This window comes from Bradyrhizobium paxllaeri (assembly GCF_001693515.2).
GTDB lineage: Bacteria > Pseudomonadota > Alphaproteobacteria > Rhizobiales > Xanthobacteraceae > Bradyrhizobium > Bradyrhizobium paxllaeri.
Genome location: NZ_CP042968.1, coordinates 5,912,842 through 5,937,903, shown reverse-complemented (window position 1 = coordinate 5,937,903; position 25,062 = coordinate 5,912,842). Strand labels below are relative to the sequence as shown.

Sequence of the window (25,062 nt, the reverse complement as noted above, 5' to 3'; positions counted from 1 at the left end):
CGGCGCGGCCATACTGGGCGCGCCGTGGTGGTGGCGTAACCCGCGAGATATCTGTCACGGGACCATCACCATGATCATCATCATTGGTATTCGTCTCAATATCGCCGGGTTCGGTGCCGTCTGTGGGCACTGTTTGCACTGGCAATCTATGCGTTGCCGTTCTTTGTCTGCATGACCACCGGGATCTACGCGTATCGAATCGGAAAAGGCCCCAGTTGGTGCCGGCCGCCAGAAGAGCGTGCATCAGGTAATATTCAATCTTAGCGTGTGTTGCCGTTAGCCTTTGAGCCCTGGCTACCCCGAAACTGTCTGACGCTGAGCCAGATAATCCTCTTTCTTATCAGTGGCTTACTAATCTGGAGGCCCAAGCTTGAAATAACTGCCAATTGGCAGTATATTGTCTGCCAAATGACGGAAGCGTTCCGATGAATCAGGCAGCTATTAGATCGGTGATAGACCCAGGGATGACGCAATCAGCGCCGAATCTCTCGGATGCTTCCACACGTGAACGACTGACGCCGTCTGCGGTCGACGGCATGGTTCGTCTGACCGAAATCTGGCGTCTAACAGGGCCCGAGGTCTGCGCGCTGCTCGGCGACGTGTCGGAACGAACTTGGTTCCGCATGAAAAAAGGTGAGTGGTCTGGCACGCTATCGCAGGACACGCTGACCAGGATCAGTGCACTTGTCGGCATCTTCAAAGGCCTCCGTTTGCTATTTTCCGAGCCGTTGTCGGACGAATGGGTGCGGCTACCCAACAAGGGACCGCTCTATGGCGGCCGACGTCCACTTGATACGATGATAGAAGGCGGCATTCCGAAGATGCTGGAAGTGCGTCGACATATTGACGCACTGCGTGGCGGGTTATGAATGTCCCAGCTACCAACGTTCAACCTGACACAGCGCGACACCGTGCGGCTGATCTCAACCGGTCGGCTCAAAGACCCGGTGTTGCTTCCGCTTGCTGCCAATCACGGTGCGCTTGAAGATCTGGCAGCGCTCGAGAGTGCTACAAACGGCCGCTTGGTCGCGCAGGAGACAGGGCTTCCGCAGCTCGATCCGCGCGAACTCGTGTTTGGCCGGGCCGGATTTACGTTCATCAACGCTGCATTCACGCATACGCGCCCAGGTGGCAATCGTTTCAATGACGACGACCGAGGTGCCTGGTATTGCGCCTTCGATGCCGATACTGCGATTGGCGAGGTCTCCTATCACCTGACGCGCGAGCTTGAGGCCGTTGGGCGCTTCGAAAATGTCACCGACTACGCCGAACTCATTGCCGATTTTTTCGGCTCGTTTCACGATTTGCGTGGCGTAGACGTCGAACTCGACCCGGTCCTGAATAAGGACCCCGCAATTGCCTATCCTGCAGGCCAGACCCTGGCTCGACACTTGCGTATCGATCATTCGAGTAACGGAATTATCTATCCCTCGGTTCGCCACGCTGGAGGCACCTGTCTCGCCTGCTTTCGTCCCGACCTTGTCCAGAATCTGCGGCAAGGCGGCATTTGGCGTCTTGAATGGCAGGGTGCGCCGCAGCCGGTCATAACTCGCCAAGGTCAATAGGGCGCCTTGCTTGGCCCGAGGCTCGTCAGCCGCGGCTCTGTCCTGCCTCTTGGCGCTGGCGTGAGAGTGGCACCGGGTATGCGAACATCGCAATGGCTGCGGACGGCGAAGCTTGGTATCCGGGAGAGAGCGTGATCGGCATTAGGACGAGCGCAAGCACTGGTTTGTTCGCGACATTGATCGTTCTCGCTTCAAGCGCGGTCGCGTTACCCAGCGAATTGACGGGGCGGGCCAGCATCCTCGACGGCGACACGCTGGAAATTCACGGTACTCGCGTTCGCCTCTGGGGAATCGACGCGCCGGAAAGCACTCAGCTCTGCCGCGGTTCCGACAGCAATCTGTATCGATGTGGTGCAAAGGCCGCGAGCGATCTTGACGCCTTCATCGCGCGGCGACCGGTGAATTGTGAGCCCGTTTCCCATGATCAATACGGACGAACGGTGGCAAAATGTTTCGTCAGTCGCATCGACCTCGGAGAGTGGCTGGTTCGGAATGGCCTCGCGCTCGATTGGCCCCAATATTCGAGGGGGCAATACGGTGCCGCGCAGCACGCTGCCGAGCACGCCGGACGCGGGATATGGGCGGGCAGCTATGTCGCACCTTGGCTCTATCGCGCATGCATCCGGCTGGGCGGTCGCCCGGCTAGCTGCTCGGATGGCTCGAATGCGCATCCGTGACCAACATTCTGCATGCCGGCAGCGATTCGCGTTGGATCTTCGCTTTCGCAAGTGTGGCCGCACGCTGGCCTGCTCCGGGCGACTCAGATTAAGCAGTCGTCATTGATCGACCAACGAGCCAAAGGAACAAAATGGTCGTAGCCACTCGTGAACTGCCAGCTTCTGGTTATGCGCTCGAAGTTGACGGCCGATTCAAGGCCGAATTTGCGACCAGAGACGGCGCGCGCGCCGGAGCGGAAGAGCTGAAAAAGCGCTTTCCCATGCTTCAGGTCAGGATCTACGACGCTTTGACCAGAGCCAGAGAGGACGTCCAGCTTCCGCGGGCTTGAATTTTACTTAGATATTTTTTTGCGCGTACGGCTGTCGCCGCAGCGGGCTTTCGTGAATCGAGCCGCATGGCGTCCCGGCCATCCGGCTCGATCCCTCGCGCCCGAATAATGTGTCGCTCGCCGGAGGCACTCGCTCGCGTGCCCCGCCGTCATTGCATGCCGGCGTCGCTATCACTGTCCCGCGTTCGGGTGCCTTCTTAACCGGTCTCGCGACTGCAGTCGGTCCCGCGTCCCGCCAAGTGGCGGCGCTATGCTGACGCTCCTACGGCTGCCTTTGTCGTTCGAACTTCCGCCTAGTGGTCTTGCTTGCATTGGCACGACAATTCGCATCCTTGCGGAAGTGAACCAAGGGGCGCCGCCCCTCGCGCTCGATGATCCGCAAGGCGGCGGCGACTATTCGCAGGCCGCAGAGTGAGGATCGAGCCGGGGCCGCGCGAGCGGCCCCGGCGAGTTCCAAAATTTCGGCCCCGCGCCTGACCGGCGCGCGGCCGCTTCTTTTCGCGCACAGCGGCGATCGCCGCATGAAAACCCACCATGATCGAGACCTCGATCACTCTGATCTACACCATCTGCGGCGGACCAAGGGACGTTGGTGTCGTGCTCGTCGATCAGCAGCAAGCGAAGAGGCCGGACGCTTTGATCGCGTGCTGACTGGAGCATTGTGATCACTATCTGGCGGATCACTCCGGCCGCTCCCCCCGGCACGCGGGAATGCGATGAGGGGGCGTTAGCGTTTGCCGGGATGCGTCTTCCTTGCCGTGGACGCGCCGCCGTCAGCATGTGTCCGATAGATCCAGCTGTTTCCTTGTGCTGCGTCGGTGTCGGCCGCCATGGTTGTCTCCGTTCAGTTCGTTCATGGCTCGCGTCCAACGCAACCTCGAATGGGCTGATCAGGCCCGAGGGACGGCCAAGGCCTCGATCGCCTTCCCGCAACGGCTGCGCCTGCTTTTTTCCCCTGCCGCGAAGGGGCGGCATTCGTCGCGGGAAAACAAAAAAGCAGGCTATCGCCGTCCTCCGCTGGCGCTGCGGGCCTGAAGGCTGCGGGCCGATCGCTCCCCGGGCCAAGGATCGCCATCGAGGCCGCGATGGGCGCGGCCCGAGCAACAAACGGAGACTACCATGGCTACCATCGGCACCTTCACCGCTTCGCACAACGGCTACATCGGCTCGATCAAGACGCTGACGCTGAACATCAAGACCAGGTTCGCCGCAACCGAGAAGGAAAACGACAAGGCGCCCGACTACCGCATCTTCGCCGGTGTCACTGAGTTCGGCGCCGCCTGGAAGAAGACCGCCCGCGACAGCGATCGCGAATACCTCTCGGTCAAGCTCGACGATCCGAGCTTCCCGGCCCCGATCTACGCCTCGCTGGTGAAGGTCGAGGGCGACGAGGGCTTCACCCTGATCTGGTCCCGCCGCAACGGCGACTGATCTCCCAGGACCATCGGCCCCGCCTCCTCGGAGGCGGGGCTTTTTGCTTTTCTTGCGCGGCTTTACAGGAAGAAGAGCATTTTCTTTTTGAAGAGATTGCTAAGGGCTCCGCCCTCGCGCCGGCAAGGGTGAAGCACGCCATGCGTGCCGGCCGGACGGGTTTCCCCGGTCTTCCGCGCAAAGGATCTTCATGACGACGACGTCGTCAGGCGCGTGCAGACGCGCGCTTCCGCGCGCCCTTGTCAGGCGGGTGATCCCCCTCCGCGTCCAGCCGCCCTTGCCCTTGCTACCCCAGGTCTCGCCGACGGGCAGGGTTGCAGCGCAGCGCTGCGCTTCAACCTCAGCCCATAGGAGAACGACCATGAACATGATGACTCAGCCTCAGAACGATCAACCACATTCCGGCGGCTTTCGCGTTGATGTGTCGCGAGGCCAAAGGAATAGCCGCGTGTCGTCCGAATGGTTCTCGCGGCCGGACGACGAGCGGTATTTGAACCTGCCGGACCTCTATAAGGCGGTGCGAGGCCGGGCCGAGCGGGCGCAGACGCGAACAGTGGAAAGCCGGGCGATCCGGGTGGAGGCGAACCGGGAGAATTCCGAGCGGCTGGCGCTGATGGTGCCGGGACGTGACGAACCGGTGGCGCCGACCCATTGGAGCTTCGGCCAATTGTGTACGCTCGTCGGTGCGCCGACATCCTATCTGCGGCAGCTTCCCGCAGCCCTATCGGCCATCAACCTGCAACACGGCTTGTTGTCACATCGCGCCGAGCTCGTGAAGACGCTGGAAGCCGATAACGGACGGGTCGAACTTCGCGCCGTGACCGGGCCGGACTATGGCCGCATCTGGGACCACGAACTAGTCGCCGCCGTCATGAAGATCGCGGGCAACGGCACGGGCGACACCCGGTGGAAAGTTCCAGGCGTGATGGACTGGGCGACCATGACCCACAATCCCTTTGTGGACGTGACCAAGGACACCACGACGCTCTACGCCAGCGATCGCGACGTGTTTCTGTTTCTGGTCGACGACACCAACCCGATCGAGGCGGGGCGCCTGTCGGATGGATCGCCGGATTTGTATTTCCGGGGATTTTATTGCTGGAACAGCGAAGTCGGCAGCAAGACGCTGGGCATTGCCAGCTTCTATCTCCGCGCCGTCTGCATGAACCGCAATCTCTGGGGCGTGGAGAATTTCGAGGAAATCACAATCCGCCATTCGAAATTCGCAGGTCAGCGCTTCGCGCATGAGGCAGCGCCCGCGCTGACAAGCTTCGCCAACTCGTCACCGGCCCCTTTCATTGCCGGGATCAAGGCCGCGCGGGAGCGGATTGTTGCCCGCACGGACGAGGACCGAGAGACCTTCCTCCGCAAGAGCGGGTTTTCCAAGTCCGAGACGTCGAAAATCATCGAGACCGTCTTGGGCGAAGAACACCGCAAACCCGAAAGCATCTTCGATTTCGTGCAGGGCATTACCGCGTTTGCCCGCGGTAAGGCTCATCAGGATGCGCGTCTGGAACTGGAAGGAAAAGCAAAGCGCTTGATGGAGCGCGCAATCTGACACCGTGAGCCGCGCAATCGGGAACGGTTGCGCGGCTTGCCAGACGACCTGATGCGCCGCCGCCGATCCGGCAAGCCGGATCGGCGGCGGTGACGCGTGTCCGCGTCCAGGGCTCGCCGGCCTACGGCCGGCTCGCGGAAGGCGCGCTTATTTGGCGCGACCTCTCTTTGCAGTCCGCCTTAGGAATTCGTCAGGCTCGACGTTGAGCTTGTCGGCAAGGCGACCAATGACCTTTATGCTGACGTAGTACACGCCCTTTTCAAGCTGGCTCAGATAGCTCCGGCTTATCTCAGCTTCCCAAGCAAGTTCGTCTTGAGACCATCCCCTCGCGTTGCGTAGACGACGCAAATTGGTGGCGAATGTCTCCCGCAAATCCATGCGGTGCAAGGTCGCCGCTTGCTCAGTATATTGCACCTCGATATACTTAACAAAGTGCGGTTACACGAACCGTCACTAGAGCAAATTCCGCGAAGCGTAACACCATGCAGACGCCGCCACGTGATCCAGATGTTGCCGATCTAGCTCCAAGGGATCCGGCGTTGACGTCCTATGACGAACAGCATGTCGTCACGTACATTCGCCTTCTGCAGGCCGACAGCGAAGGCGCGGACTGGCGGGAAGTCGCTCGTGTGGTCTTGCATATCGATCCGGATCGCGAGCCGGACCGCGCGCGGAATGCATTCCAGAGCCATCTTTCGCGCGCTAAGTGGATGACCGAACAGGGACGTCTCTTGCGCGGCACTGGATCAAATTAGAAGAAGTTCATCGGCCGAGTCGTCGATTTTGGAATCTTCTTCTCCTGCCGGCGCGTGGTCACCTGAGAGCACCACGTGGTGCCAAATTAGGGTCTTCCTACGACTCCGTCGTTCGTAATTATTGCGACGCAATCCTTGTTAGTTGCGTGCAATGGGGCGGAAGCAATGCCTGAGTTCGACTGGCGGTCGCCGGAATCCTACAAGAGTCTTCAGGATGCAGAGATAACCGACATCGCCTGGGAATGTCTTCGTCGTAACGCGGACTACCGACGCGATTACGAGGCGACGATCGCCAGCAGCCCAGATGGCGAAGTGACACCGGAGTTCAGGAGGAGGTGGGGCATCTGCTTTCGCCCATGACCCACTGAGGTCCTTCACAGAACAGAGTATCTTTTGGGCGCCCGAGGTTCTGCCGACCGTCGTGCCGGTCGCAGTGACCGCGTCACCGCGCAGCGCTGCCGCAGCGTCTCAGCCGTTACTCGATCTCGCGGCTGGCCAGGTTCGCCGTGCAAGCGACGGCTGGCACGCGGTGCTTCGTTTTGGTGCGGTTGAACACCGCGTCTGGTTGCGAGAGCCGCCGGCTGTCGGCGCTCGCTATATTGCCGAACTGCCGTTCGACGGCGATTTCGAGGAACGCGCCTATGCTGCACGACGGCTGTGGCGCGCGATGAACGGGCGCACGGCAGGGCCTGCGTTCCGTGATCTCTCAAAACAAAGGCGCGAACGCCTGAGCGAGGCTATTCGCGCGCTCGATGCACAAAGTGCCGGCAGTACATATCGCGCCATCGCCGAAGCGGTGTTCGGCAAGAAGCGCATCCCAGATCGTGCCTGGAAAACCCACGACCTGCGCAATCGGACCATCCGTCTGGTGCAGCGTGGCCTCGCGCTGGTGCGCGGCGGCTATCGTCAGCTCCTGCGGCCCAGGCGCCGGGACAGATAGCACCATCCGCTTGGGGGTATCGAAAATCGACCCCTTGATCTTCGGCATCCCCCTCCGAAGCCGCGCTTCTCCATGATGACCGCACTCACTCCGGCGCCCCCATCATCAGTGCGCTGTCACCCTGGAGCTTTCCAATGTCCGATCCGTTGGCCGGTCTACCCCCGCGCTTCCTGCGCACACCGGAAGCCGCGCGTTATCTCGGCCTCTCCGGTCGCACGCTCGAGAAGCACCGCACCTACGGCACTGGACCGACATATCGCAAGATTGGCGGCCGTGTCGTCTATGCGCTGGACGATTTGAAAGCCTGGGCTGATCTCGGCGCCAAAACGTCGACATCCGATCCCGGCAAAGGGACTGTGCTGCCGGCCAAGAAGCGCCCGTATGCGGGGCAGGAACGTCGCTGATCGCCGCGTGAGAGTAGTGACCATGCGGCGCAAGCCCAATTCCGAGCGCGACCAGCTTGAGCTCTTTCGGCACTGCCCGGCGATCTCGCGCCCACGCCGTTCCAGAGACTTCGCAGGCGCGATCTCATCTCTAATGCGGGGGGACAGCCCTTGAATCAACGCGTGCTAGCGGGGACCGCAATCGTCGTGCCATCAGGGATCGGATCCCCCCGGTATCGAGGACCGGAATCGGGCTTAAGGCCTTGGTTCCCTGCACTTTGCTGCCGCCGCAACCAGAAGTCCTTCGTGTTTCCTCTAACGGACGCCGCAAACCGCGTTGGGCCCGACCAGCGCCAGCGCCTCACTAATCGTGCTGACGTTCACAATCCAGGCTCGCTACCGCACCTGTTCCTCAACGAATACCGGACACACGATCCTTACCTCCCGAACCGAGCGGTCTCTGCATGAACGATCTTACGCTAGTCGAGATTCTGTGGCTCGAGAAGCGCATCGAAAACCGCATTCGATTCGGTCGCATCGCTGAAGAAAAGAAAATCGATCGTCATCGCCGCATCCTGTCATTTGCACCGGGCAGCGTCTTTGCCTTCGTCCGTTGGACATCCAGCGACTTTGGAACCGCTATTTCGCGGATCGACATCTTGCGTGCGGTCGCTCCAGGACAGCGTTGCTCGACCGTGCCGTATGTGAAGCCCGGCGGCGAAATTCTGCTGCGGCTCTCCGGCTGGCCGAAGGTCGAGCGCGTGCTGCAGATTGTTGAAGCGATCGAGGCGCTCGGCATCGATCCGGCCGATGTCGCGCCCGATCATTGGCATCATATTCACAACCGCCTCTCCGTGAATGAGGACCCCCGTCCGTATACGAAGGCGCGACATCAGGCCTGGCTCCACCGGCAGAGGGCCACGCGATGACGGGCAGCCTGATGATCATGACCGCCGTGGGTGGCGCTGCTGCCGCGCTTGTCACGACCATGATCATGGAGCCAAGTCCGCTCTACATCTGGAATGCATCCGCCAGCGTTCCAATCGGCCTCTATCGTTTGCAGCCCGCGGAAAATCTCGCAGTCACGGAACTGGTTGCCGTTCAGCCGCCGAAGCCGCTTGCGATCTTTCTCGATTCGAATGGCTATCTGCCTATCGGCGCCCCAATGCTCAAACGCGTGCTGGCGCTGCCGGGGCAGACGGTCTGCAGAGCCGGGGGCACGATTTCGGTCGACGGCATTGCGGTGGGCGGGGCCAAGGATCGCGACGGGCGCAGTCGGCCGTTACCCCAATGGGAGGGGTGCCGCGTGGTCGGTGAAGGCCAGCTTTTTCTCATGAACTGGCAGTCCGGCGAGTCGCTGGACGGCCGCTACTTCGGATTTCTGCCTGCGCTTGCTGTGATCGGCCGTGCGCTTCCGGTGTGGACCTGGGAGGAGTGACCGTGCTTGATCGGCGCTTCCGATCCTCCATTCCTCTGTTCGATCGAGTGCGGGACCATTCCTCCGTCCCGACCAACAATTGGCCGTGCCGTCGCGCGCAGCGGCGGTCCAGGACGGCCGAACGGCCGGCGCGAAGCAGCTTCACCTTGGACGGTCGCGAGCACGGTGGCACGCTCATCGTCTGTCGGGATTGCGCTTCATGTGTGGTGGTAGCGCTCGTGTTTGCAGTTCTCTTGCTCGCATCGGCAGCAAATGAGCTGAATCGCCTTCTGTCGAAGTTCTTCGCAATCTCAGCGGTGGTGATTACGAGCAGGGGCAGATCAACCGATCAACCGTAAGCGTCCGGCGGCTGCACATCGGGCAGCTCGTGATATCAGCCGTCAGTTTCCAGATTCGCTGGCGCCCCGTGACGGACATTCGGTTTGCATTCGAAACGCTGCAACACGATCATGACGCTAAGACTTTCGGGTTTGCTACTAAAGGAACCCTCGCTCACGCAGCCAAGAGTTCGTGGAGGAGTGCGACAATGCCGTGCTGATGGCATACGGGCGATGCCTTCGGCCCGCGCTCTACTCGTCGCTTCGCTCCTCACCGAGCCACCCTACGGGTGTCTCGGCCCTTCGGGTAACGATCGCTATCGCAAACGCTCGCAAAACAGTGGGGGCTTCGCAAGTCAACTGCCAAGTCGCGGCCGCTCTTTCGCAACAGATCGGCCACCAGCCGACGTGTTCGGTCAGGCGCTATTGGATGATCCCTCCGCAATGACCCGAACGATCAACCGCGCATGGCAAGGGAAAAGCGCCGCCTTCGGTTCAGTGCATATGGTTGATGGCGTTGAGGTTCTGCGGCGCGACGAGTTTGGTCATGCCATCGCTCCACTCAGAAGCCTCAAAGAAATCAATGCGCCGAGAGCCGTCGGCCTTCGAAAACGCGGTGAGACGTCATGAGTCAGCGCGACAATGAGTTTCGTATCCGTCCGGGTCGCATTCGCGATAGTGGGCATGGTCTCTCGCGTCCGAAGAGCTTTGTCGGTCAGGTCATGCGCGCCGCAAAGAAGGCTGGCCATGTCGGCCACAGCTTTGGACGTGGCAAGGGCGGTGCCAGCCGATCCCGCTTTGGTCGGGGCCGGCGTGCTGCGCTCTCCCTGTCGCAGCGATCGACCTCACGACGTGTGGTGATGAAGGCGCGCGTGGTCCGTCATCAGGGCACCCGCTTTCGCTCGGCGCCCCTCGCCAAGCACATCACCTATTTGAAGCGAGACGGCGTGACGCGGGACGGAGCGGAAGCCCGGATGTTCGACGTGTCGTCGGACGCGGCGGACGAACGCGCCTTCGCCGAGCGCTGCAGGGATGACCGGCATCATTTTCGCTTCATCATTTCTCCGGAGGACGCTGCCGAGCTCGGCGATCTCCGCGCCTTCACCCGTGAGCTGATGACCGATGTCAGCCGGGATCTCGGAACGAAATTGGATTGGATCGCGGTCGATCATTGGAATACCGACAATCCGCACGTTCATGTCCTGATCCGGGGACGTTCCGAGGATGGTCAGGACCTGGTCATCAGCCGGGATTACATCAGCCGTGGTTTTCGGGATCGTGCTGCCGAGCGCGTTACCCTTGAGCTTGGACCACGCAGCGAGCAGGAAATCCGCTCGGCCCTGGAAAGGGAGGTCGAGGTCGAACGTTGGACAAGCCTCGATCGGGCGCTGCGCGTTGCCGCCGACGAAGGTGCCGGCGTGGCGGACCTTCGCCCCAGTGCATCTGGCGAAGACCCCGAACTCCGCCGCCTGATGCTCGGACGGGCGGCCAGACTGGAACGTCTCGGTCTTGCCGAGCAGATCGCACCCGGTTGCTGGACCCTCAAGCCCGGCATCGAGGACAAGCTGCGTGATCTCGCGATTCGTGGCGACATCATCAAAACAATGCATCGGGCGATGAGCGGTTTTCACCGCGAGCCCGACGTTTCAGGCTTTGCCCTGCACGGTGACGAGCCGGTCGATACCGTACTCGGGCGCCTCGTCGAGCGCGGGCTACAGGATGAGCTGAAAGGGTCGGCCTACGCAATCGTCGAAGGCGTCGATGGACGAACGCACCATATCAGGTTTATCGATATCGAAATGACCGGCGACGCTACGCCCGGCGCGATCGTGGAGGCGCGGACACATGAGGATGCACAGGGGCGCAAGCATCTCACGCTCGCCACGCGGTCGGATCTCAGTATTGAGGCCCAGGTCACGGCGCAGGGAGCGACCTGGATCGACCGACAGTTGATTGGCAGAGGTTCGGAGATCAGCAGCGCTGGATTTGGCATCGCAGCACGAGATGCGATGGAACGCCGGATAGATCATCTCGCAGGCGAAGGACTTGCGCGGCGGCAGGGGCAGCGGGTCATCTTCGCTCGCGATCTGCTCGACACCTTGAGGCAAAGAGAACTTGATGCAGCTACCGCGCGGCTTTCAGCCGAGACAGGGTTGCCGCATCGCCCCTGTTCTGAGGGAGAGCATGTGGCTGGCATCTATCGTCGACGCCTTGTGCTGGCGTCGGGCCGGTTCGCCATGATTGACGACGGCGTTGGCTTGCAGCTGGTGCCGTGGCGACCGGCATTGGAGCGGCATCTTGGTCGAGAGGTATCAGGCGTCGCAATCGGAGGGGAACGGGTGACCTGGAGCTTTGAGAGGAAAATCGGTCTCGGTATTTGATCGCAACCGTGCCAGACCTTCGCGCTGATCCGCGACACACTTCGATTCATCATCGCTTCAGGTCCCATATCGGCTTGATCAGTCTTTGTGCGCGAGTCTATCCAAACGTACGACAACTGCGGTTGAGCGGTTGCCTAAAGACGCGATGCCTCGTTTTGTGGTCCCGTTCCTGGCGGCCAAGGTACTTCGGCAGCCAATCATCGGATGCGTAACGCAAGCGCAAGGCCCTTCATGAAACCCAGAATAGGCGCTTACCTATCGGAACAAATGGCCGCGCGGTTGACGGCAGCGGCCAAACGCGCCGGCACAAGCAAGTCGGCACTCGTTGAGGCGGCCCTCGCTCAGTTCCTCGGTGCCGACGATAACACCGACGGCCTCCCGCTAGACCTTCGCATTTCGCGTATGAGCCGCCAACTCGAAGAGCTCGACCGCGGCCTTAGAATTGTAAATGAGACCGTTGCACTTCAGGCGCGCTTCCATCTCGCCATAACACCGGTGCTGCCCGCAGCGGAGCAACGCGCGGCCTGTGTCCTTGGATCCGAGCGCTTCGACGAATTCGCCGCGCAAGTCAGGCGCCGCGTTCAGTCAGGAACGTCGCTCATGCAGGAGACGATGGATCGGCTCGGCACTCCGATACACGACCCTCGGACGATTTCTCTCGCAGGCGCAGCGCCGCAGCCATGCTCCCCAGCTCAAAAGCCTGCTGTCCGCATGTCAGTTGGTGATAAAGCAAGGTCATCCGCTGCCGTGCGGGAGGGCGGCAGCCTTCTCAGCTTTCCAGGCAAGGCAGGAATACCCTTGCAACAGACCGCATGCTAGGCGGCAATCTGTCGACGCACCGAGACCGCCTCGATCGGATGACCTTAAGACCGCTGGTCGCAATATCGGAGGCCCAACGAAAAATTGGCGTCTGATTCTGTGCGTGTTCTTGCCGTTTGTTGCTGCTTACTACCTTTCATTTCTGTTCCGGACCATCAACGCGACGGTCGCTGGACCCCTGACGGCGGAATTTGGCCTTAGCGCCGGCGATCTTGGCCTGCTGACGTCCGTCTATTACCTGACCTTCGCGGTCGCTCAGATTCCGATCGGCACGTTGTTGGACCGGTATGGTCCCGGGCGGGTTCAGGGTGGCGTAATGGTTGCCGCGGCTCTGGGAGCGGCGTTACTTGCTGTCTCGGACAATTTTTGGCTGCTTCTCGGTGGTCGAGCACTGATCGGCCTTGGTGTCGCTGCATCGTTGACGGCGGGCTTAAAAGCCCTCGTGCTCTGGTTTCCCAGCGAACGTATCCCACTACTTAACGGTATGATGACGATGCTGGGAGCATTGGGGGCCGTGGCGGCAACTTTGCCTGCGGAATTCCTGCTGGTTTCGGTAGGCTGGCGAGGGCTGTTTGAATTGCTCGCCATTGGCTCGGCCGTATGCGCGCTCATCATCTATGTTGTCGTGCCAAGGACGCCGACGGCCATATCGGTGGCAGGCAAGCCAACGACCAGTCTAAAGATGATTTACGCCGATCCACGCTTCTGGCGCCTGGCCCCACTTTCGGCGACCTGTATTGGGACCGCCTGGGCGCTGCAGGGACTATGGGCGGCGCCATGGCTCAGCGATGTCGAGCGACTCGACCGGCCGGTATTGCTCTGGCATCTGCTGATCATGGCAGTTGCATTGAGCTTGGGCGCACTTCTGTGGGGTGTCGCGGTCGATCGGTTGCGCCGGCACGCTGTCGCACCGCGGACGCTGTTGAGCCTCGTCGCCACGATGCTCATCTTGGCCCAGTTGGTATTGATCCTGCGATTGCCGCTCCCGTCGTATGTGCCGTGGATCTTCGTGGCAGCGGCCGGTGCTGGTACTGTCGTGAGCTACGCGACCATGGCCGATTATTTCCGAAGCGAACTCGCGGGCAGGGCCAATGCAGCGCTGAATCTCTTCCATGTCGGTGGTGCGTTTGTCGTGCAATATATGACAGGCTTGGTGGTTCAGTTTTGGACGCCTATAGATGGGCACTATCCTGAGATCGCTTACCAGACCGCGTTTGCTTGCAACATCGGTCTTCAGCTCGCAGCTGCAGTCTGGTTTGCTCTAACCGGGGTCCAGACGCGCTTGCGAAGGGTGGTTAGCAGCGTGCGTGTAGCCGTGCAGCAAAACTTGAGCATCCCGCGAACCGGATGAAAGCGTCACCCATCGGTACGAAGGTATCGCTGAGTGGATGTGGCTCCAGAAGCGCCGGTACGCATCCAGATAGAGCATTAACCGTTCGTCATGGGTCTTGGCAGCGAGAACGCGGTCCTGCCAATCGTCGGCATAGACCTGATCGCCGACCAGCAGCGCGAAGCGGACTTTTTTTTTGCTCTCGCTGGAGATGATCTGTGGAATGTCTGCCCAGACGGCGTGGCCGTCGAATCCGTCCTCATGCGAAACAGTTGGAGTGTGACAGGCTCATCATCAGGAAATCGATCTGACCGTCATCGTTCTCGGGGAGTGTACGGAAGCAGAGTTCTTTCTCGGCCAGACCCTGGAGGCGAGCGGGATCGCGCACGCCACGTTCGTCCATAGCTTGTAGAAGTAGCGGGTGTCAGGCGTGAGGCCCTGGACCCGCAATCCGTCCAGAGTCGGTCCTTGGTGAAGGTGAGCTTGGCCTTGGCTGTCGAAGCCGCATCAACGTCAGAGGCGTAGAGGCTCACATAGATTTCATCGCTGTCGCCTTCGAGATGCAGCCAGAAATGCTGGTTGGGGTGACAAAGCCTAGGAAGGGTCCAAGTAGGGTAGGCTTGGTCGATGTCTCAGCTGGGGTGATATCAGTGGCCATCGTCCCCTCGACGCCTGTGCCGGAAAATTGCAAATAAGGGTTTTAATGGAACGTTCACTGTGTGTTCCGCGAGTCAGGCGCTCTGGGGAGGGGCCGCCATTGAGCTATAAATGATACCCTATAACTCATAATACCTGACATTGGTGAGCTATAGAGGGAGGGGCCTATAGCTCATGACTTGGAACTGGAAACAGCCCGGTTGGCCTAATTTTTCCTATGATTCGAAGGCCTTGGAGTCTCTGGAACCGCAATTCCTAGTCCAGGCAGGGGAATTCGTCGGGACCTGCAAACATATGGGGGCGGACGATCAGGAGACCCTCAAGATTGAGCTGATTAGCGAGGAAGCGGTCAAGACTTCGGAGATCGAGGGCGAGATTCTCAACCGCGACAGCGTGCAGTCGTCCTTGCGCCACCAGCTCGGCCTCGGGCCAGCCAGACCCGGTATCGATCCAGCGGAGCGCGGCATCTCGGAGATGATGGTCGATCTCTATCGCAATTTCGGCCCCGCGCTCGATGATGCGACGATGTTCGCATGGCACAAGATGCTGCTGGCCGGCGACAAGAAGATCAGTGTTATCGGCGGTTACCGCACGCATGAAGATCCCATGCAGGTCGGTTCCGGACCAGACTACAAGCGCACGGTGCATTTCGACACGCCGCCATCATCGCGCATGCAGGCCGAGATGGCCCGCTTCAATGCCTGGTTTAACGACACGGCGCCCGGCGGCAAAAACCCGCTGCCGGCGCTGACCCGGGCCGGGATCGCGCATCTCTACTTCGTGTGCATCCATCCGTTTGAAGACGGCAATGGCCGCATCGGGCGTGCGCTTGCCGAAAAGTCGCTCGCACAGAATCTCAGCCAGCCCAGCCTGATCGCGCTCGCTTACACGATCGAGCGCAAGCGTAAGGACTATTACGCGGCGCTGGAGCGCAACAACAAGGAGCTGGAAATCACGGCCTGGCTCACATACTTCGCCAACACGATTCTTGAAGCGCAGCGCAACACTATCAAACGCGTTGATTTCTTCGTCATCAAGGCGAAATTCTACGAAACCTTCCGCGGTCAGTTCAACGAGCGCCAGGACCGGGTCATCGCCCGCATGTTCAAGGAGGGCATCGACGGATTCAAAGGAGGCCTTTCGGCAGAGAACTACATCTCGATCAGCAAGACCTCGCGCGCCACAGCCACGCGCGATCTGCAAGACCTCGTCGAAAAAGGCGCGCTCACCAAGACAGGCGAGCTGCGGCATACACGGTATTTTCTGAAGCTCGGCGACGCCGCCGGTGACTGAGAACGAAATCAGCGAAGTCATGCGCAGGACCGTTTTTGACTTTTGGCAGTCTGAGGACGATGCGGACGTCGGGTTAGCGAGCGACGATCGAATGATGGCCACCCGCCACTGAGAGGCTGATCTCGTCTTTCGCTTGGCGAACGGAACTGCTTCAATCTAGTAGCAATAGGTGCCGGACCTGCCGAAGTTTTCCTGCAGGAAAGCGAGGGGAATGGTTGTGAATGTCGAGGCCGGTCCAGATTCCGAAGGTGTTGAATTTGGCAGCGGTTGCCGACCCGATGCCGTGAAACTTCCCGACCAGCGTCTCGACGAAAGTCGGTCCCATGGCGAGATGACGTACTGCCCGTTGGGTTTGCGGTGATGGAAGCGAGCTTCGCCAGGAACTTGTTATAGGAGATGTTCGCCGAGCGGCTGTTGGAGACATGCCTAATAGCAGTGCCCTTCAGGCAGAAACGGCGGGAGGATATAATGAAGCAAACAAGCAACGTGGCTCGAGATTGTGCGATAGTTTGCCTGGCACTGGGGCCGTCTCTCCTGTTGCCATCTCGCCGGCACCTGTGGCCTGACCCGGAGAAATGTAATGTCAGCAACTTTCCGACCGGCCACCATGAAGGGGCCCGCTATTTTTCTGGCGCAGTTCATCGGCGATGCGCAGCCGTTTGACAGCTTCGATGCCATCTGCGGCTGGGCGGCTGGACTCGGTTACAAGGGCGTGCAGGTCCCGACCTCCGATCCACGCCTGATCGATCTCGACAAGGCCGCGGCCTCTCAGGCCTATTGCGATGAAATTGCCGGCGTGGCCGCGAGCCACGGTCTGGTGATCACGGAATTATCCACCCACTTGCAAGGGCAGCTCGTTGCGGTTCACCCGGCCTACAACGAATCCTTCGACGCTTTTGCACCCCCTGCAGTCAGGGGCAGGCCGAACGAACGTCAGATCTGGGCGGTAGATCAAATGATGAAGGCGGCACAGGCGTCTCGCCGTCTCGGCCTCACCGGCAGCGTGAGCTTCACCGGCGCGCTGGCCTGGCCGTTTCTTTATCCCTGGCCGCAGCGGCCGCCGGGCCTGATCGAGACGGCGTTCGACGAACTCGCGCGTCGCTGGCGCCCGATCCTCGATGCATATGAGGAAGCGGGCGTCGACATCTGCTATGAAATCCACCCGGGCGAGGACGTGTGTGACGGCATTACTTTCGAGATGTTCTACGAGCGCACCGGCAATCACCCGCGTTGCGCGATCAACTACGATCCGTCCCATTTCGTCCTGCAGCAATTGGATTATCTGACCTTCATCGACATTTACGCCGAGCGCATCCGCGCCTTCCACGTCAAGGACGCGGAGTTCAATCCGACTGGGCGGCAGGGCGTCTATTCGGGCTTCCAGCCCTGGATTAATCGCGCCGGGCGCTTTCGCTCGCTCGGCGACGGGCAGGTTGACTTCAAGGCAATCTTCTCGCGGCTGGCTGCCATCGGATTCGACCGCTGGGCGGTGCTGGAGTGGGAATGCTGTTTGAAGAACGCAGAGGACGGCGCGCGCGAAGGCGCCGCCTTTATCCGTGACCACATCATCCGCGTCACGGAACGAGCCTTCGACGACTTCGCCGGTGGCGCCAGCGACGAGACGCAGATCCGACGAACATTGGGCCTCATCTGAGCGCTGGAATAAATCGAAGGGAGCGCGCGACATGGCTGAGCCACGCATTCGACTTGGAATGGTTGGCGGCGGAGAAGGCGCCTTCATCGGCGCCGTCCACCGTATCGCCGCGCGCCTGGACGATCGTTACGCATTCGTCGCTGGCGCGCTTTCAGCCTCACGCGATAAGGCGATCCGATCGGCGGCGGCTATCGGCCTTGAGTCCGATCGATCCTATCCTGACTTTCGGACCATGGCGCGGGCCGAGGCCGCGCGAACTGACGGTATCGAAGCGGTTGCGATCGTCACTCCAAACCATATGCACGTACCTGTCGCCACCGCCTTCCTGGATGCCGGCGTTCATATTATTTGCGACAAGCCGCTGACGACAACCCTTGAGGAGGCGCGCCGCTTGCGCGACAAGGCGCGCGCGAGCGGACTGATATTTGCCGTCACTTATAACTATTCCGGTTATCCACTTGTCCGCCATGCACGCGCTATGGTTCAGGGCGGCGAACTCGGCGCGATCCGGATCGTGCAGGTCGAATACCCGCAGGATTGGTTGGCCGATCCGCTTGAGGCCGCGGGCCAGAAGCAGGCCGACTGGCGTACCGACCCAGCGCGCGCGGGTGCTGGCGGCTGCGTCGGCGACATCGGTACCCATGCATATCAGCTGGCGCACTTTGTCACCGGGATGATGCCTGAGCAGATTCTGGCCGAGGCGACCATCTTCGTGCCTGGCCGCCGTGTCGATGATAACGTGCAGATCCTGCTGCGTTACGGGAACGGGGCGCGGGGCGCATTATGGGCCAGCCAGGTTGCACCCGGAAACGATAACGGGCTGCGGTTACGGATCTTCGGCGAGAAGGGCGGTTTGGATTGGCGGCAGGAAGACCCGAACCTGCTCACCTGGTCGCCGCTCGGTGACGCACCACGATTGATTCGCCGCGGAACGGCGTCCATGAATGCCGCCGGTCAACGCGTCAATCGTATTCCACCTGGCCATCCTGAGGGATACCTGGAAGCGTTCGCGACGATCTATGCCGAAGTGGCCACAGCTATCGTGGCCAGTCGTACTGCTTCCCTCGCCAATCCGGGGCTGACTTTTCCAACCATTGAAGATGGCTTCGCCGGTGTTGCGATGGTGGACGCCGTCCTGCGCTCAAGCGCGGCCGGAGGAGTTTGGATGCCGGTTGAATTGTGAGAGCGCCGACGGACATCGTCGTCCTCGTTACTCCTGGTGCGGAGCCCACTCATCCAGCTCTTCCGAGGGATCTATATTGATCCCGAAGACGACGCCGACGCGACAGTCCTTCGGCACGCCGTTCGCATTGCCAAGTACCTCTACCCCCATGCGTACCTCTCGGCAGCAAGCGCCGCTTTGCTTGGGCCCTCGGCCATTCAAAGCCGTCGTGGCGCAGCCGGAAAGCTTCGAGGAAACGTTGACGAATAGAGGACACATCGACTCTGAGTTCGCCGATCCCGTCGGCGACAATGGCAGAAGCTGGGGAGGGATATGGAGGCGTCTGATTCTGGATAACTTCGAGGGCTCGGATGCGCACGTGCTCGAGTCAGAGTGGACGCTGCGAGGATGCGACGGCGCCATCGCCCCCGGCGCGTTGGCCAAACCTTTTGCCTGGCCTCCTCGAGCGATCTAGACCGCAAACTCACTGAATGACAGAACGCGTCGCCTCCATGTGCACGGCCCGAAGCGGGGAAGCACATCTCGCCGGCTCATGGAGGCAACGGCCACCGAGGATTTACCAATCCCAGGAGGCGTCGCGGTATCCGTCACTATAACCCGACGAATAGCCATGGCCGGAGTAATAGGGGGCTTCATAATAGCGATACACGTGGACCCGCCGAGGTGAACGATAGACGGGGACATAGGTAGGCTCGTCGTACACGTAGGCGGGTGCACGATGGGAGTTCGCGATGGCGGCGCCGGTGAGGGCTCCGACCGCGAGGCCGCCGATCACGCCCGCCGCAATTGCGCCATCACCGGCTTGTGCGGTCGATGGCGACAATGAGGTAGCGGCAATGAGAGCCGCGGCCGCGATCACGATCTGTCTTTTCATCTGGAGAGCTCCTTGCACAAGTTGTGGCTCGGAACGTAGGTTGGCTGCATTGCCTGAAGATTACGTCCGATGGCCAAGGCGGCGAGATGCTTGAAAGCAAGACCACCGGCCGAGCCGCTCTTCACTGTGAATCTGTAATGTACCGGTAATCTTGGTTGCTGATCGAGCTGGTGCGAACCCTCCACCTCGCGCTCCAATGATGGCTTTTGCCGCCTTGTGGCCGTCACACGAGCATGGATTGGCTTCGCTGGTAGAGGAGGTTACTGTGCCCACAATGGATCAGGCCAAAGCAATGGCCAGGCGACTGCGTTTTGCGCTTGCAGCCCGCAACATCGATGTGTCTGAGTTGATCGCGCTGGAACTGATCGCTGTCACATTCGGTCATGACGACTGGATCACAGCATCAGTCAAGATGGACGTCGAACCGCCTCGCGGTCTCGAATTCTTGCAGGCCGTCCCGATTCTACGCATCTTCGACGAGGCCAAGGCGCGCGCGTTCTACTGTGACTTTCTTGGTTTCGCGGTAGAGTTCGAGCATCGACTCGAGGCTCGTCGGCCGCTCTATATGGGCGTATCGCGAGCCGGCGTGAAGCTTCACGCTTATCGGCAAGAAGCTCGGCTTTGGCCGACCGAGGATCGAGCAAGATCCTGAGGGTGATGTCATGGAAGTCAGCGATCCTTTCGGCAACCGCATTCGCTTCTGGCAGGAACTCGCGCATTCCAAGCTCGAGCGGATCTGCGCTCTTTAGCGATTAACCACTGAGATGCTCAGGGCGAAAAACATCAGCATGACGGTCGTTCCACCGCCCGACTTATTCTCGATTGTGACGCCGTCGTTGTGAAGCGCCATGCCTGCGCGACGACAGCGAGCCCAAGTCCGGTGTGCCGTCGCCATCCTGTTGTCGGCGGACGACGGTCCGATCAGTGGCCATGATGCGGGCGCTCACATGCTCGTCCAAAAGACCGTTCGTGGGGCGGGCGCTGTAGGTTGCGATCTAGCAGTGGGCCTCAATTTGCTGAGCGCACCAATTGGGCGTAGGCACCATTGAGGGCGAGCAATTCGTTATGGTTACCCCGTTCAACCACGCACCCCTTGTCTATCACGATGATCTGATCGGCGTATCGGACGGTGGAGAGCCGGTGCGCGATGGTGATGATGGTGCGGTCCTTGGCTAGCACTGCAAGCGCCTCCGACATGGCCCGCTCGGTGGCCGTGTCGAGGGCGCTGGTCGCTTCGTCCATTAGCAGTACGCGGGGATTGCGCAGGATCGTGCGGGCCAGGGCGAGTCGCTGCTTTTCGCCACCCGAGAAACGATAGCCGCGTTCGCCCACCAGCGTGTTGTAGCCATCTGGGAGCGCCAATATGAGCTCGTGGATCTGGGCTACCCTGGCCGCAGCAACCAGTTCATCGTCCGTGACATCCGGCTTGGCGAAGCGAAGATTGTCGGCAATGCTTGCGTTGAATAAGTATGGCTCCTGGGTGACGACACCCAGCACCTCCGTCAGTGATTGAAAGCTCAGATCACGGACATCGACACCGTCATAGAGGATCGAGCCCGCATCAACATCGTAGAGTCGTGCCAGAAGATAGCCGAGCGTGGTCTTGCCAGATCCCGTGGCACCAACGATCGCCACGTGCGAGCCGGCGGAAATGTCGATCGATACGTCGGCGATCGTCGGCGGCCCGGATTTGTTATAGGAGAAGCAGACCTCATGGAGTCGCACCGCACCACGGATCTTTTTTTGGTCGAAAACGATAGGATCAGGGCGTTCCGTGATCTCGACCGGTCGGTCGAGATACTCGAAGATGCGCGCGAATAACGCGCGGGTCGTCCTGATCTGGACGCCCGATTGCAGAACTTCCTCCAGCGGCCAGAGAAGCTGCTCCTGCAGCGCGATCATGGCGACCAGGGTGCCGATGGTCACCGCGGCGCCCTGGCTCATCAGCCAGCCGCCGAGCAGCAAGGTGAGCGCCGGCAGTGCCTGAAGTACCAGATCGATCAGCGACCATTCCCACTGCCCGGCCGTGTGGGAGCGCACCTCGAGCGCTGCGACGCCTTCCGATGTGCGGGCGAACCGACGGGTCAGGTGATGGGTGCGACCCATCGTGCGCGCGAGAATGATGCCGGAAACCGAAAGCGATTCCTGCACGGCCGAGGACATATCCGCGATCCGTAGTTGCTGCTCGTAGGTGATCGTCTCGCGCATGCGCCCGACACGATGGCTGATCCATATCGCTATCGGCAGTACAAGGAAGGAAAAGAGCGCCAGCCGCCACTCCAGCGCTAGCATGGCGATGGTGGTCATCACCACAGTGCTGACATTGCGCGTCAGGTCGCCGGCGGTGTGAGTGACTAGTGCCTGCAGGCCGCCGATGTCGCTGGCGATGCGTGACTGGACCTCGCCTGTCCGCGTTGCGGTGAAAAACCCGAGTGAGAGCGACTGCAGATGCGCGTATACCCGCACCCGCAAGTCGTGCATGATCGCCTGACCGACCTTGGATGTAACCAGGGCCTGCAGCACGGTGATCGCAGCGCCCAGGCAAGCGATCGCGATGAGGCCACCAGCTAGCAGCGCCAGCAGGCGGAGGTCGCCGTGCGGCAATGCGTCATCGACGATCGCCCGCAACAGAAAAGGCGCAACGGTTCCCGCAATCGACGACGCGAGGATAAGAACAAGCACAGTGAGCACGTGGCCGACATAAGGCTTGAACAGACCGAGCACGCGGCGCGCGGAAACATGCGAAGCCGCCAACTCGTCATATGGGATATCCTCGCGTTCCATTGATCATTTCCATTGGAGCATACGAGAACGCCGGGCCCTGAGGCAGATGAGAATGGCCGTCACGAGAAGATGGCATCGCAACGCCGATCACGGTTCCGAACGCTCGGTCAAAAGGCTAAAAGCGCGAGTGCCCACAGGTCGATTATGACGAGTGCGACCGGGCACTGATGGCGGCCGTCCCTGCACGGTCGGGCGGGGCAGAAAGCATGATCAAGCCCGTCGCTGCCGCCAAGATGCTGTTGTTGCCTGACCGTTCCCCACAGAGCATGAGGCCTTCTGTCAACTCCGCCGTCCTGGCGGTGTTGGTGCTGACCGCACGCGGACGCGCTGACGTCGATCGAGATCGCTGTTCTGCGAAGGCGAGCGGTGCTGTGGATGGAGAAACATCACGAGTGACATTGCACTAATGGCAGCTAAGATGATGATCATTACAAGCGCGGAAACAGTCATTGCTTTGCTCCACTAGGTCCCTGCGCAGCAGAGGCGGGACTGCCAATCCCTGGTGACTTTGCCAGCAGGCTTGCCGGTGCGCAGTGACCAGGGCGATAGGTGTCGGATTACGAGGCGACCGTAAGCCTCATCGGTTGTACCTTCGATAACATGCACAAACTCGATCATCGTCACGCCGGTTCGAATCGACGCTGGCACAGGCGAGGCGATAATGAGGGCCACCATCGAAAGACACATGTGTCGTGCTAGGGCTGCCGCGTTACCGTAGTGTTACACGTTTAACCAGGGCCGGCCTGGGGCGAGCGGGCATGCGTACAGCGCTTTGCTATTTGCCGATCGTGGAATCCGATCCACGTTTCTATTCATGGCGAAGCGCCTCGATTGGATTGAGCGTTGCGGCGCGTCGCGCCGGGAAATATCCGAATCCGATGCCGAGGAACAGCGAAAATAGGAACGAGGCGAGATTGATCCAAGGATCGAATAGAAAGGGAATTGTCAAGATCGACGCGAGCAGGAGATTGCAGATCAGCGCAAACGTAATCCCGGCGACGCTGCCGAGACAGGCGAGGATCATTGCCTCGACGAGAAACTGGAGCAGGACATCACGCGGAACCGCACCGATCGCCATGCGAATGCCGATTTCGCGCGTTCGCTCAGTCACTGAGACCAGCATGACATTCATGATGCCGATGCCGCCAACCAGCAAGCTCACCGCCGCAACGGCTCCTAGCAATGCCGTCATCGCCTTGGAAACACCGGAAACCGCATCGATGATCTGCTTGGTGTCAGTGATCGAGAAATTGTCCGGTGTGCCGGTGGCCAGTCGTCGCCGCTCGCGCAACAAGGAGGTGAGCGAACTCTTGAGATCGGCAGTCAAATAGGTCGGGTCGACGGCGATCAAGATTGTCTGGACCTCGCGGTTTCCACTCAGCCGTCGTTGGACCGCTTTCAAAGGCAGCACGATTGTCGAGTCCCGATCGTCGCCAAAGCCGCTCTGTCCGCGAGCAGTGAGGACACCGACAACCTCGCAAACCAAGTCTTCCAGTTTGATTGGCTTTCCGAGCGGATCCTCGTCACGAAAGAAGCTGCGTCTGATTTCCGCGCCGATCAAACAGACCGTCTTGCCCAGTTCCTCCTCCTCGGGCGTGAAGCGGCGTCCGCTGGCGAGCGTACAACTCTGCGCGATCAAATATTCATCGGTAACGCCATCAACAGACACCCTTCGATTTATCCCGCTCCGAACAGCAACGACCGCGGTTCGGACCTGGGGTGCAACGGCACGGACTCCGCGGAGTTGGGAGCGAACGGCCTCCACATCCTGGATGTGAAAAGGCGGTGGATTTTCGGTGCCGCCCATTCGGAGGCGGCCCGGTTCGACGATCAGGAGATTAGCGCCGAGTTCAGAGACTTGCTTCACGATCTTGACAGTTGCACCGCGGCCCACCGTGACGATTACGATCACCGCTGCGACACCGATGATGATGCCGAGCACCGTTAGCAACGATCGCAGCAGATGGCGACGAATCTCCCGGATTGCCAGTACAACGCTGGCGCTCAGCACGAGCTCGACCTTGTGCTGCCGGCACGATCGATCCGATCAATCAGGCCATCCCGAACGTGAATTGTAATCTGCGCAAATGCAGCCATGTCTGCTTCATGCGTGACCATCACGATCGTAATTCCGCCAATTTGGTTCAACTCGCGCAACAGCATCATGATTTCTACGGACCGCTGGCTATCGAGATTCCCGGTTGGCTCATCCGCCAACAGCACTGCGGGCCCAGTCGCGATCGCACGCGCAATTGCGACACGTTGTTGCTGACCGCCGGACAACTCAGCAGGCGTGTGCTGCGCCCAGGGACCAAGTCCAACGCGCTCAAGCGCTTCCATGGCCGCCGCGCGGCGCCGGCGTCGATCGTCCCGCCGATAGACCAGCGGCAACTCGACATTCTCGATGGCGGTGGTGCGAGCGAGCAGGTTGAAGCCTTGAAACACGAAGCCGAGGTGTCGCCGCCGCAACAACGCTCTTTCGTCCTGACCCAAACGCTCGACCGCGACATCCTTAAACCGGAACGATCCGCTGGTGGGAACGTCCAGGCAGCCAAGAATGTTCATCAAAGTCGATTTTCCGGATCCTGAGGGTCCCATCACGGCTACAAATGAACCTGTCGCGATGTCGAGATCGACGCCGCGAAGCGCTCGGAAGGGGGCGTCTCCCGAGCCGTAGTTCTTCATGACATCTCG

At 60.5% G+C, this 25,062-nt stretch carries 24 protein-coding genes and 2 pseudogenes; 20 read left to right on the top strand and 6 right to left on the bottom strand.

The annotated features are described in order from the left end of the window. Positions 1-425: 425 nt before the first annotated feature. The 6 genes from LMTR21_RS41280 (at position 426) to LMTR21_RS28290 (ending at position 5,560) form a co-directional block, all read left to right on the top strand. Positions 426-869, top strand: a complete 444-nt coding sequence (locus LMTR21_RS41280; RefSeq protein WP_065754399.1) for a DUF2384 domain-containing protein — start codon at positions 426-428, stop codon at positions 867-869. Continuing rightward, positions 870-1,565 (top strand): RES family NAD+ phosphorylase, encoded by a 696-nt coding sequence (locus tag LMTR21_RS28310; RefSeq protein WP_065754400.1) that lies wholly within the window; start codon positions 870-872, stop codon positions 1,563-1,565. A 92-nt stretch (positions 1,566-1,657) separates the two neighbouring features. Then, positions 1,658-2,242, top strand: coding sequence for a thermonuclease family protein (locus tag LMTR21_RS28305; RefSeq protein WP_084030759.1), 585 nt, complete (start codon positions 1,658-1,660; stop codon positions 2,240-2,242). Between the two features lie 131 nt (positions 2,243-2,373). Next, complete coding sequence (locus tag LMTR21_RS40620) at positions 2,374-2,571, top strand: hypothetical protein (RefSeq protein WP_065754401.1); 198 nt, start codon at positions 2,374-2,376, stop codon at positions 2,569-2,571. 1,119 nt (positions 2,572-3,690) lie between these two features. Continuing rightward, positions 3,691-4,002 carry a DUF736 domain-containing protein gene (locus LMTR21_RS28295; RefSeq protein ID WP_065754403.1) on the top strand — a complete coding sequence of 104 codons (312 nt, stop codon included), beginning with the start codon at positions 3,691-3,693 and terminating at the stop codon, positions 4,000-4,002. A gap of 361 nt (positions 4,003-4,363) precedes the next feature. Continuing rightward, a complete protein-coding gene (locus LMTR21_RS28290) occupies positions 4,364-5,560 on the top strand; it encodes a DUF932 domain-containing protein (RefSeq protein ID WP_065754405.1) in 1,197 nt (398 codons plus the stop codon). A 147-nt stretch (positions 5,561-5,707) separates the two neighbouring features. Here LMTR21_RS28290 and LMTR21_RS28285 read toward each other — a convergent pair whose 3' ends face one another. Continuing rightward, positions 5,708-5,938, bottom strand: coding sequence for a helix-turn-helix domain-containing protein (locus LMTR21_RS28285; RefSeq protein WP_065754528.1), 231 nt, complete (start codon positions 5,936-5,938; stop codon positions 5,708-5,710). Between the two features lie 104 nt (positions 5,939-6,042). On the opposite strand from LMTR21_RS28285, the gene LMTR21_RS41275 reads away from it, so the two are divergent. From LMTR21_RS41275 to LMTR21_RS28230, 11 genes are all read left to right on the top strand, one after another. After that, on the top strand, positions 6,043-6,315 hold the full coding sequence (locus LMTR21_RS41275) for a DUF2285 domain-containing protein (protein ID WP_065754406.1): 273 nt from the start codon (positions 6,043-6,045) through the stop codon (positions 6,313-6,315). Between the two features lie 165 nt (positions 6,316-6,480). Next, on the top strand, positions 6,481-6,675 hold the full coding sequence (locus LMTR21_RS28275) for a transcriptional regulator domain-containing protein (RefSeq protein WP_065754407.1): 195 nt from the start codon (positions 6,481-6,483) through the stop codon (positions 6,673-6,675). A 61-nt stretch (positions 6,676-6,736) separates the two neighbouring features. Continuing rightward, positions 6,737-7,255 (top strand): DUF2285 domain-containing protein, encoded by a 519-nt coding sequence (locus LMTR21_RS28270; protein ID WP_246174344.1) that lies wholly within the window; start codon positions 6,737-6,739, stop codon positions 7,253-7,255. Positions 7,256-7,389: 134 nt separating this feature from the next. Then, a complete protein-coding gene (locus LMTR21_RS28265; RefSeq protein WP_065754409.1) occupies positions 7,390-7,659 on the top strand; it encodes a helix-turn-helix transcriptional regulator in 270 nt (89 codons plus the stop codon). 443 nt (positions 7,660-8,102) lie between these two features. Next, positions 8,103-8,567: a DUF2840 domain-containing protein gene (locus LMTR21_RS28260; RefSeq protein WP_065754410.1), complete on the top strand. Its 465-nt coding sequence runs from the start codon at positions 8,103-8,105 to the stop codon at positions 8,565-8,567. Beyond that, positions 8,564-9,076, top strand: a complete 513-nt coding sequence (locus LMTR21_RS28255) for a S26 family signal peptidase (protein ID WP_065754411.1) — start codon at positions 8,564-8,566, stop codon at positions 9,074-9,076. The genes LMTR21_RS28260 and LMTR21_RS28255 overlap by 4 nt, the downstream gene beginning before the upstream one ends. A gap of 761 nt (positions 9,077-9,837) precedes the next feature. Then, positions 9,838-10,023: a hypothetical protein gene (locus LMTR21_RS28250; RefSeq protein WP_141688421.1), complete on the top strand. Its 186-nt coding sequence runs from the start codon at positions 9,838-9,840 to the stop codon at positions 10,021-10,023. After that, the gene (locus tag LMTR21_RS28245) at positions 10,020-11,774 is read left to right on the top strand and encodes a relaxase/mobilization nuclease domain-containing protein (RefSeq protein ID WP_065754412.1); all 1,755 of its coding nucleotides are present in this window, start codon (positions 10,020-10,022) and stop codon (positions 11,772-11,774) included. The genes LMTR21_RS28250 and LMTR21_RS28245 overlap by 4 nt, the downstream gene beginning before the upstream one ends. Before the next feature lie 204 nt (positions 11,775-11,978). Beyond that, positions 11,979-12,593 (top strand): ribbon-helix-helix protein, CopG family, encoded by a 615-nt coding sequence (locus LMTR21_RS42065; RefSeq protein WP_065754413.1) that lies wholly within the window; start codon positions 11,979-11,981, stop codon positions 12,591-12,593. Positions 12,594-12,696: 103 nt separating this feature from the next. Then, complete coding sequence (locus LMTR21_RS28235) at positions 12,697-13,944, top strand: MFS transporter (protein WP_065754414.1); 1,248 nt, start codon at positions 12,697-12,699, stop codon at positions 13,942-13,944. Between the two features lie 810 nt (positions 13,945-14,754). Beyond that, positions 14,755-15,873 carry a Fic family protein gene (locus LMTR21_RS28230; protein ID WP_065754415.1) on the top strand — a complete coding sequence of 373 codons (1,119 nt, stop codon included), beginning with the start codon at positions 14,755-14,757 and terminating at the stop codon, positions 15,871-15,873. A gap of 159 nt (positions 15,874-16,032) precedes the next feature. Here the strand turns inward: LMTR21_RS28230 and LMTR21_RS41270 are convergent. After that, a pseudogene (locus LMTR21_RS41270) lies at positions 16,033-16,280 on the bottom strand (DNA polymerase IV); the annotation flags it as partial. Positions 16,281-16,453: 173 nt separating this feature from the next. On the opposite strand from LMTR21_RS41270, the gene LMTR21_RS28220 reads away from it, so the two are divergent. Next, positions 16,454-17,527: a sugar phosphate isomerase/epimerase family protein gene (locus LMTR21_RS28220; protein ID WP_065754416.1), complete on the top strand. Its 1,074-nt coding sequence runs from the start codon at positions 16,454-16,456 to the stop codon at positions 17,525-17,527. 31 nt (positions 17,528-17,558) lie between these two features. Next, positions 17,559-18,710, top strand: coding sequence for a Gfo/Idh/MocA family protein (locus tag LMTR21_RS28215; RefSeq protein ID WP_065754417.1), 1,152 nt, complete (start codon positions 17,559-17,561; stop codon positions 18,708-18,710). A 556-nt stretch (positions 18,711-19,266) separates the two neighbouring features. Here the strand turns inward: LMTR21_RS28215 and LMTR21_RS28205 are convergent. Beyond that, positions 19,267-19,584, bottom strand: a complete 318-nt coding sequence (locus LMTR21_RS28205; protein WP_065754419.1) for a hypothetical protein — start codon at positions 19,582-19,584, stop codon at positions 19,267-19,269. 196 nt (positions 19,585-19,780) lie between these two features. Here LMTR21_RS28205 and LMTR21_RS28200 point away from each other — a divergent pair. Then, positions 19,781-20,333 (top strand): annotated as a pseudogene (locus LMTR21_RS28200) (glyoxalase superfamily protein). A 259-nt stretch (positions 20,334-20,592) separates the two neighbouring features. Here the strand turns inward: LMTR21_RS28200 and LMTR21_RS28195 are convergent. The 3 genes from LMTR21_RS28195 to LMTR21_RS28185 form a co-directional block, all read right to left on the bottom strand. After that, positions 20,593-22,368: an ABC transporter ATP-binding protein gene (locus LMTR21_RS28195; protein ID WP_065754420.1), complete on the bottom strand. Its 1,776-nt coding sequence runs from the start codon at positions 22,366-22,368 to the stop codon at positions 20,593-20,595. 808 nt (positions 22,369-23,176) lie between these two features. Next, positions 23,177-24,379, bottom strand: a complete 1,203-nt coding sequence (locus tag LMTR21_RS28190; RefSeq protein ID WP_065754421.1) for an ABC transporter permease — start codon at positions 24,377-24,379, stop codon at positions 23,177-23,179. Continuing rightward, positions 24,373-25,053 (bottom strand): ABC transporter ATP-binding protein, encoded by a 681-nt coding sequence (locus LMTR21_RS28185; RefSeq protein WP_246174336.1) that lies wholly within the window; start codon positions 25,051-25,053, stop codon positions 24,373-24,375. The genes LMTR21_RS28190 and LMTR21_RS28185 overlap by 7 nt, the downstream gene beginning before the upstream one ends. Positions 25,054-25,062 lie beyond the last annotated feature (9 nt).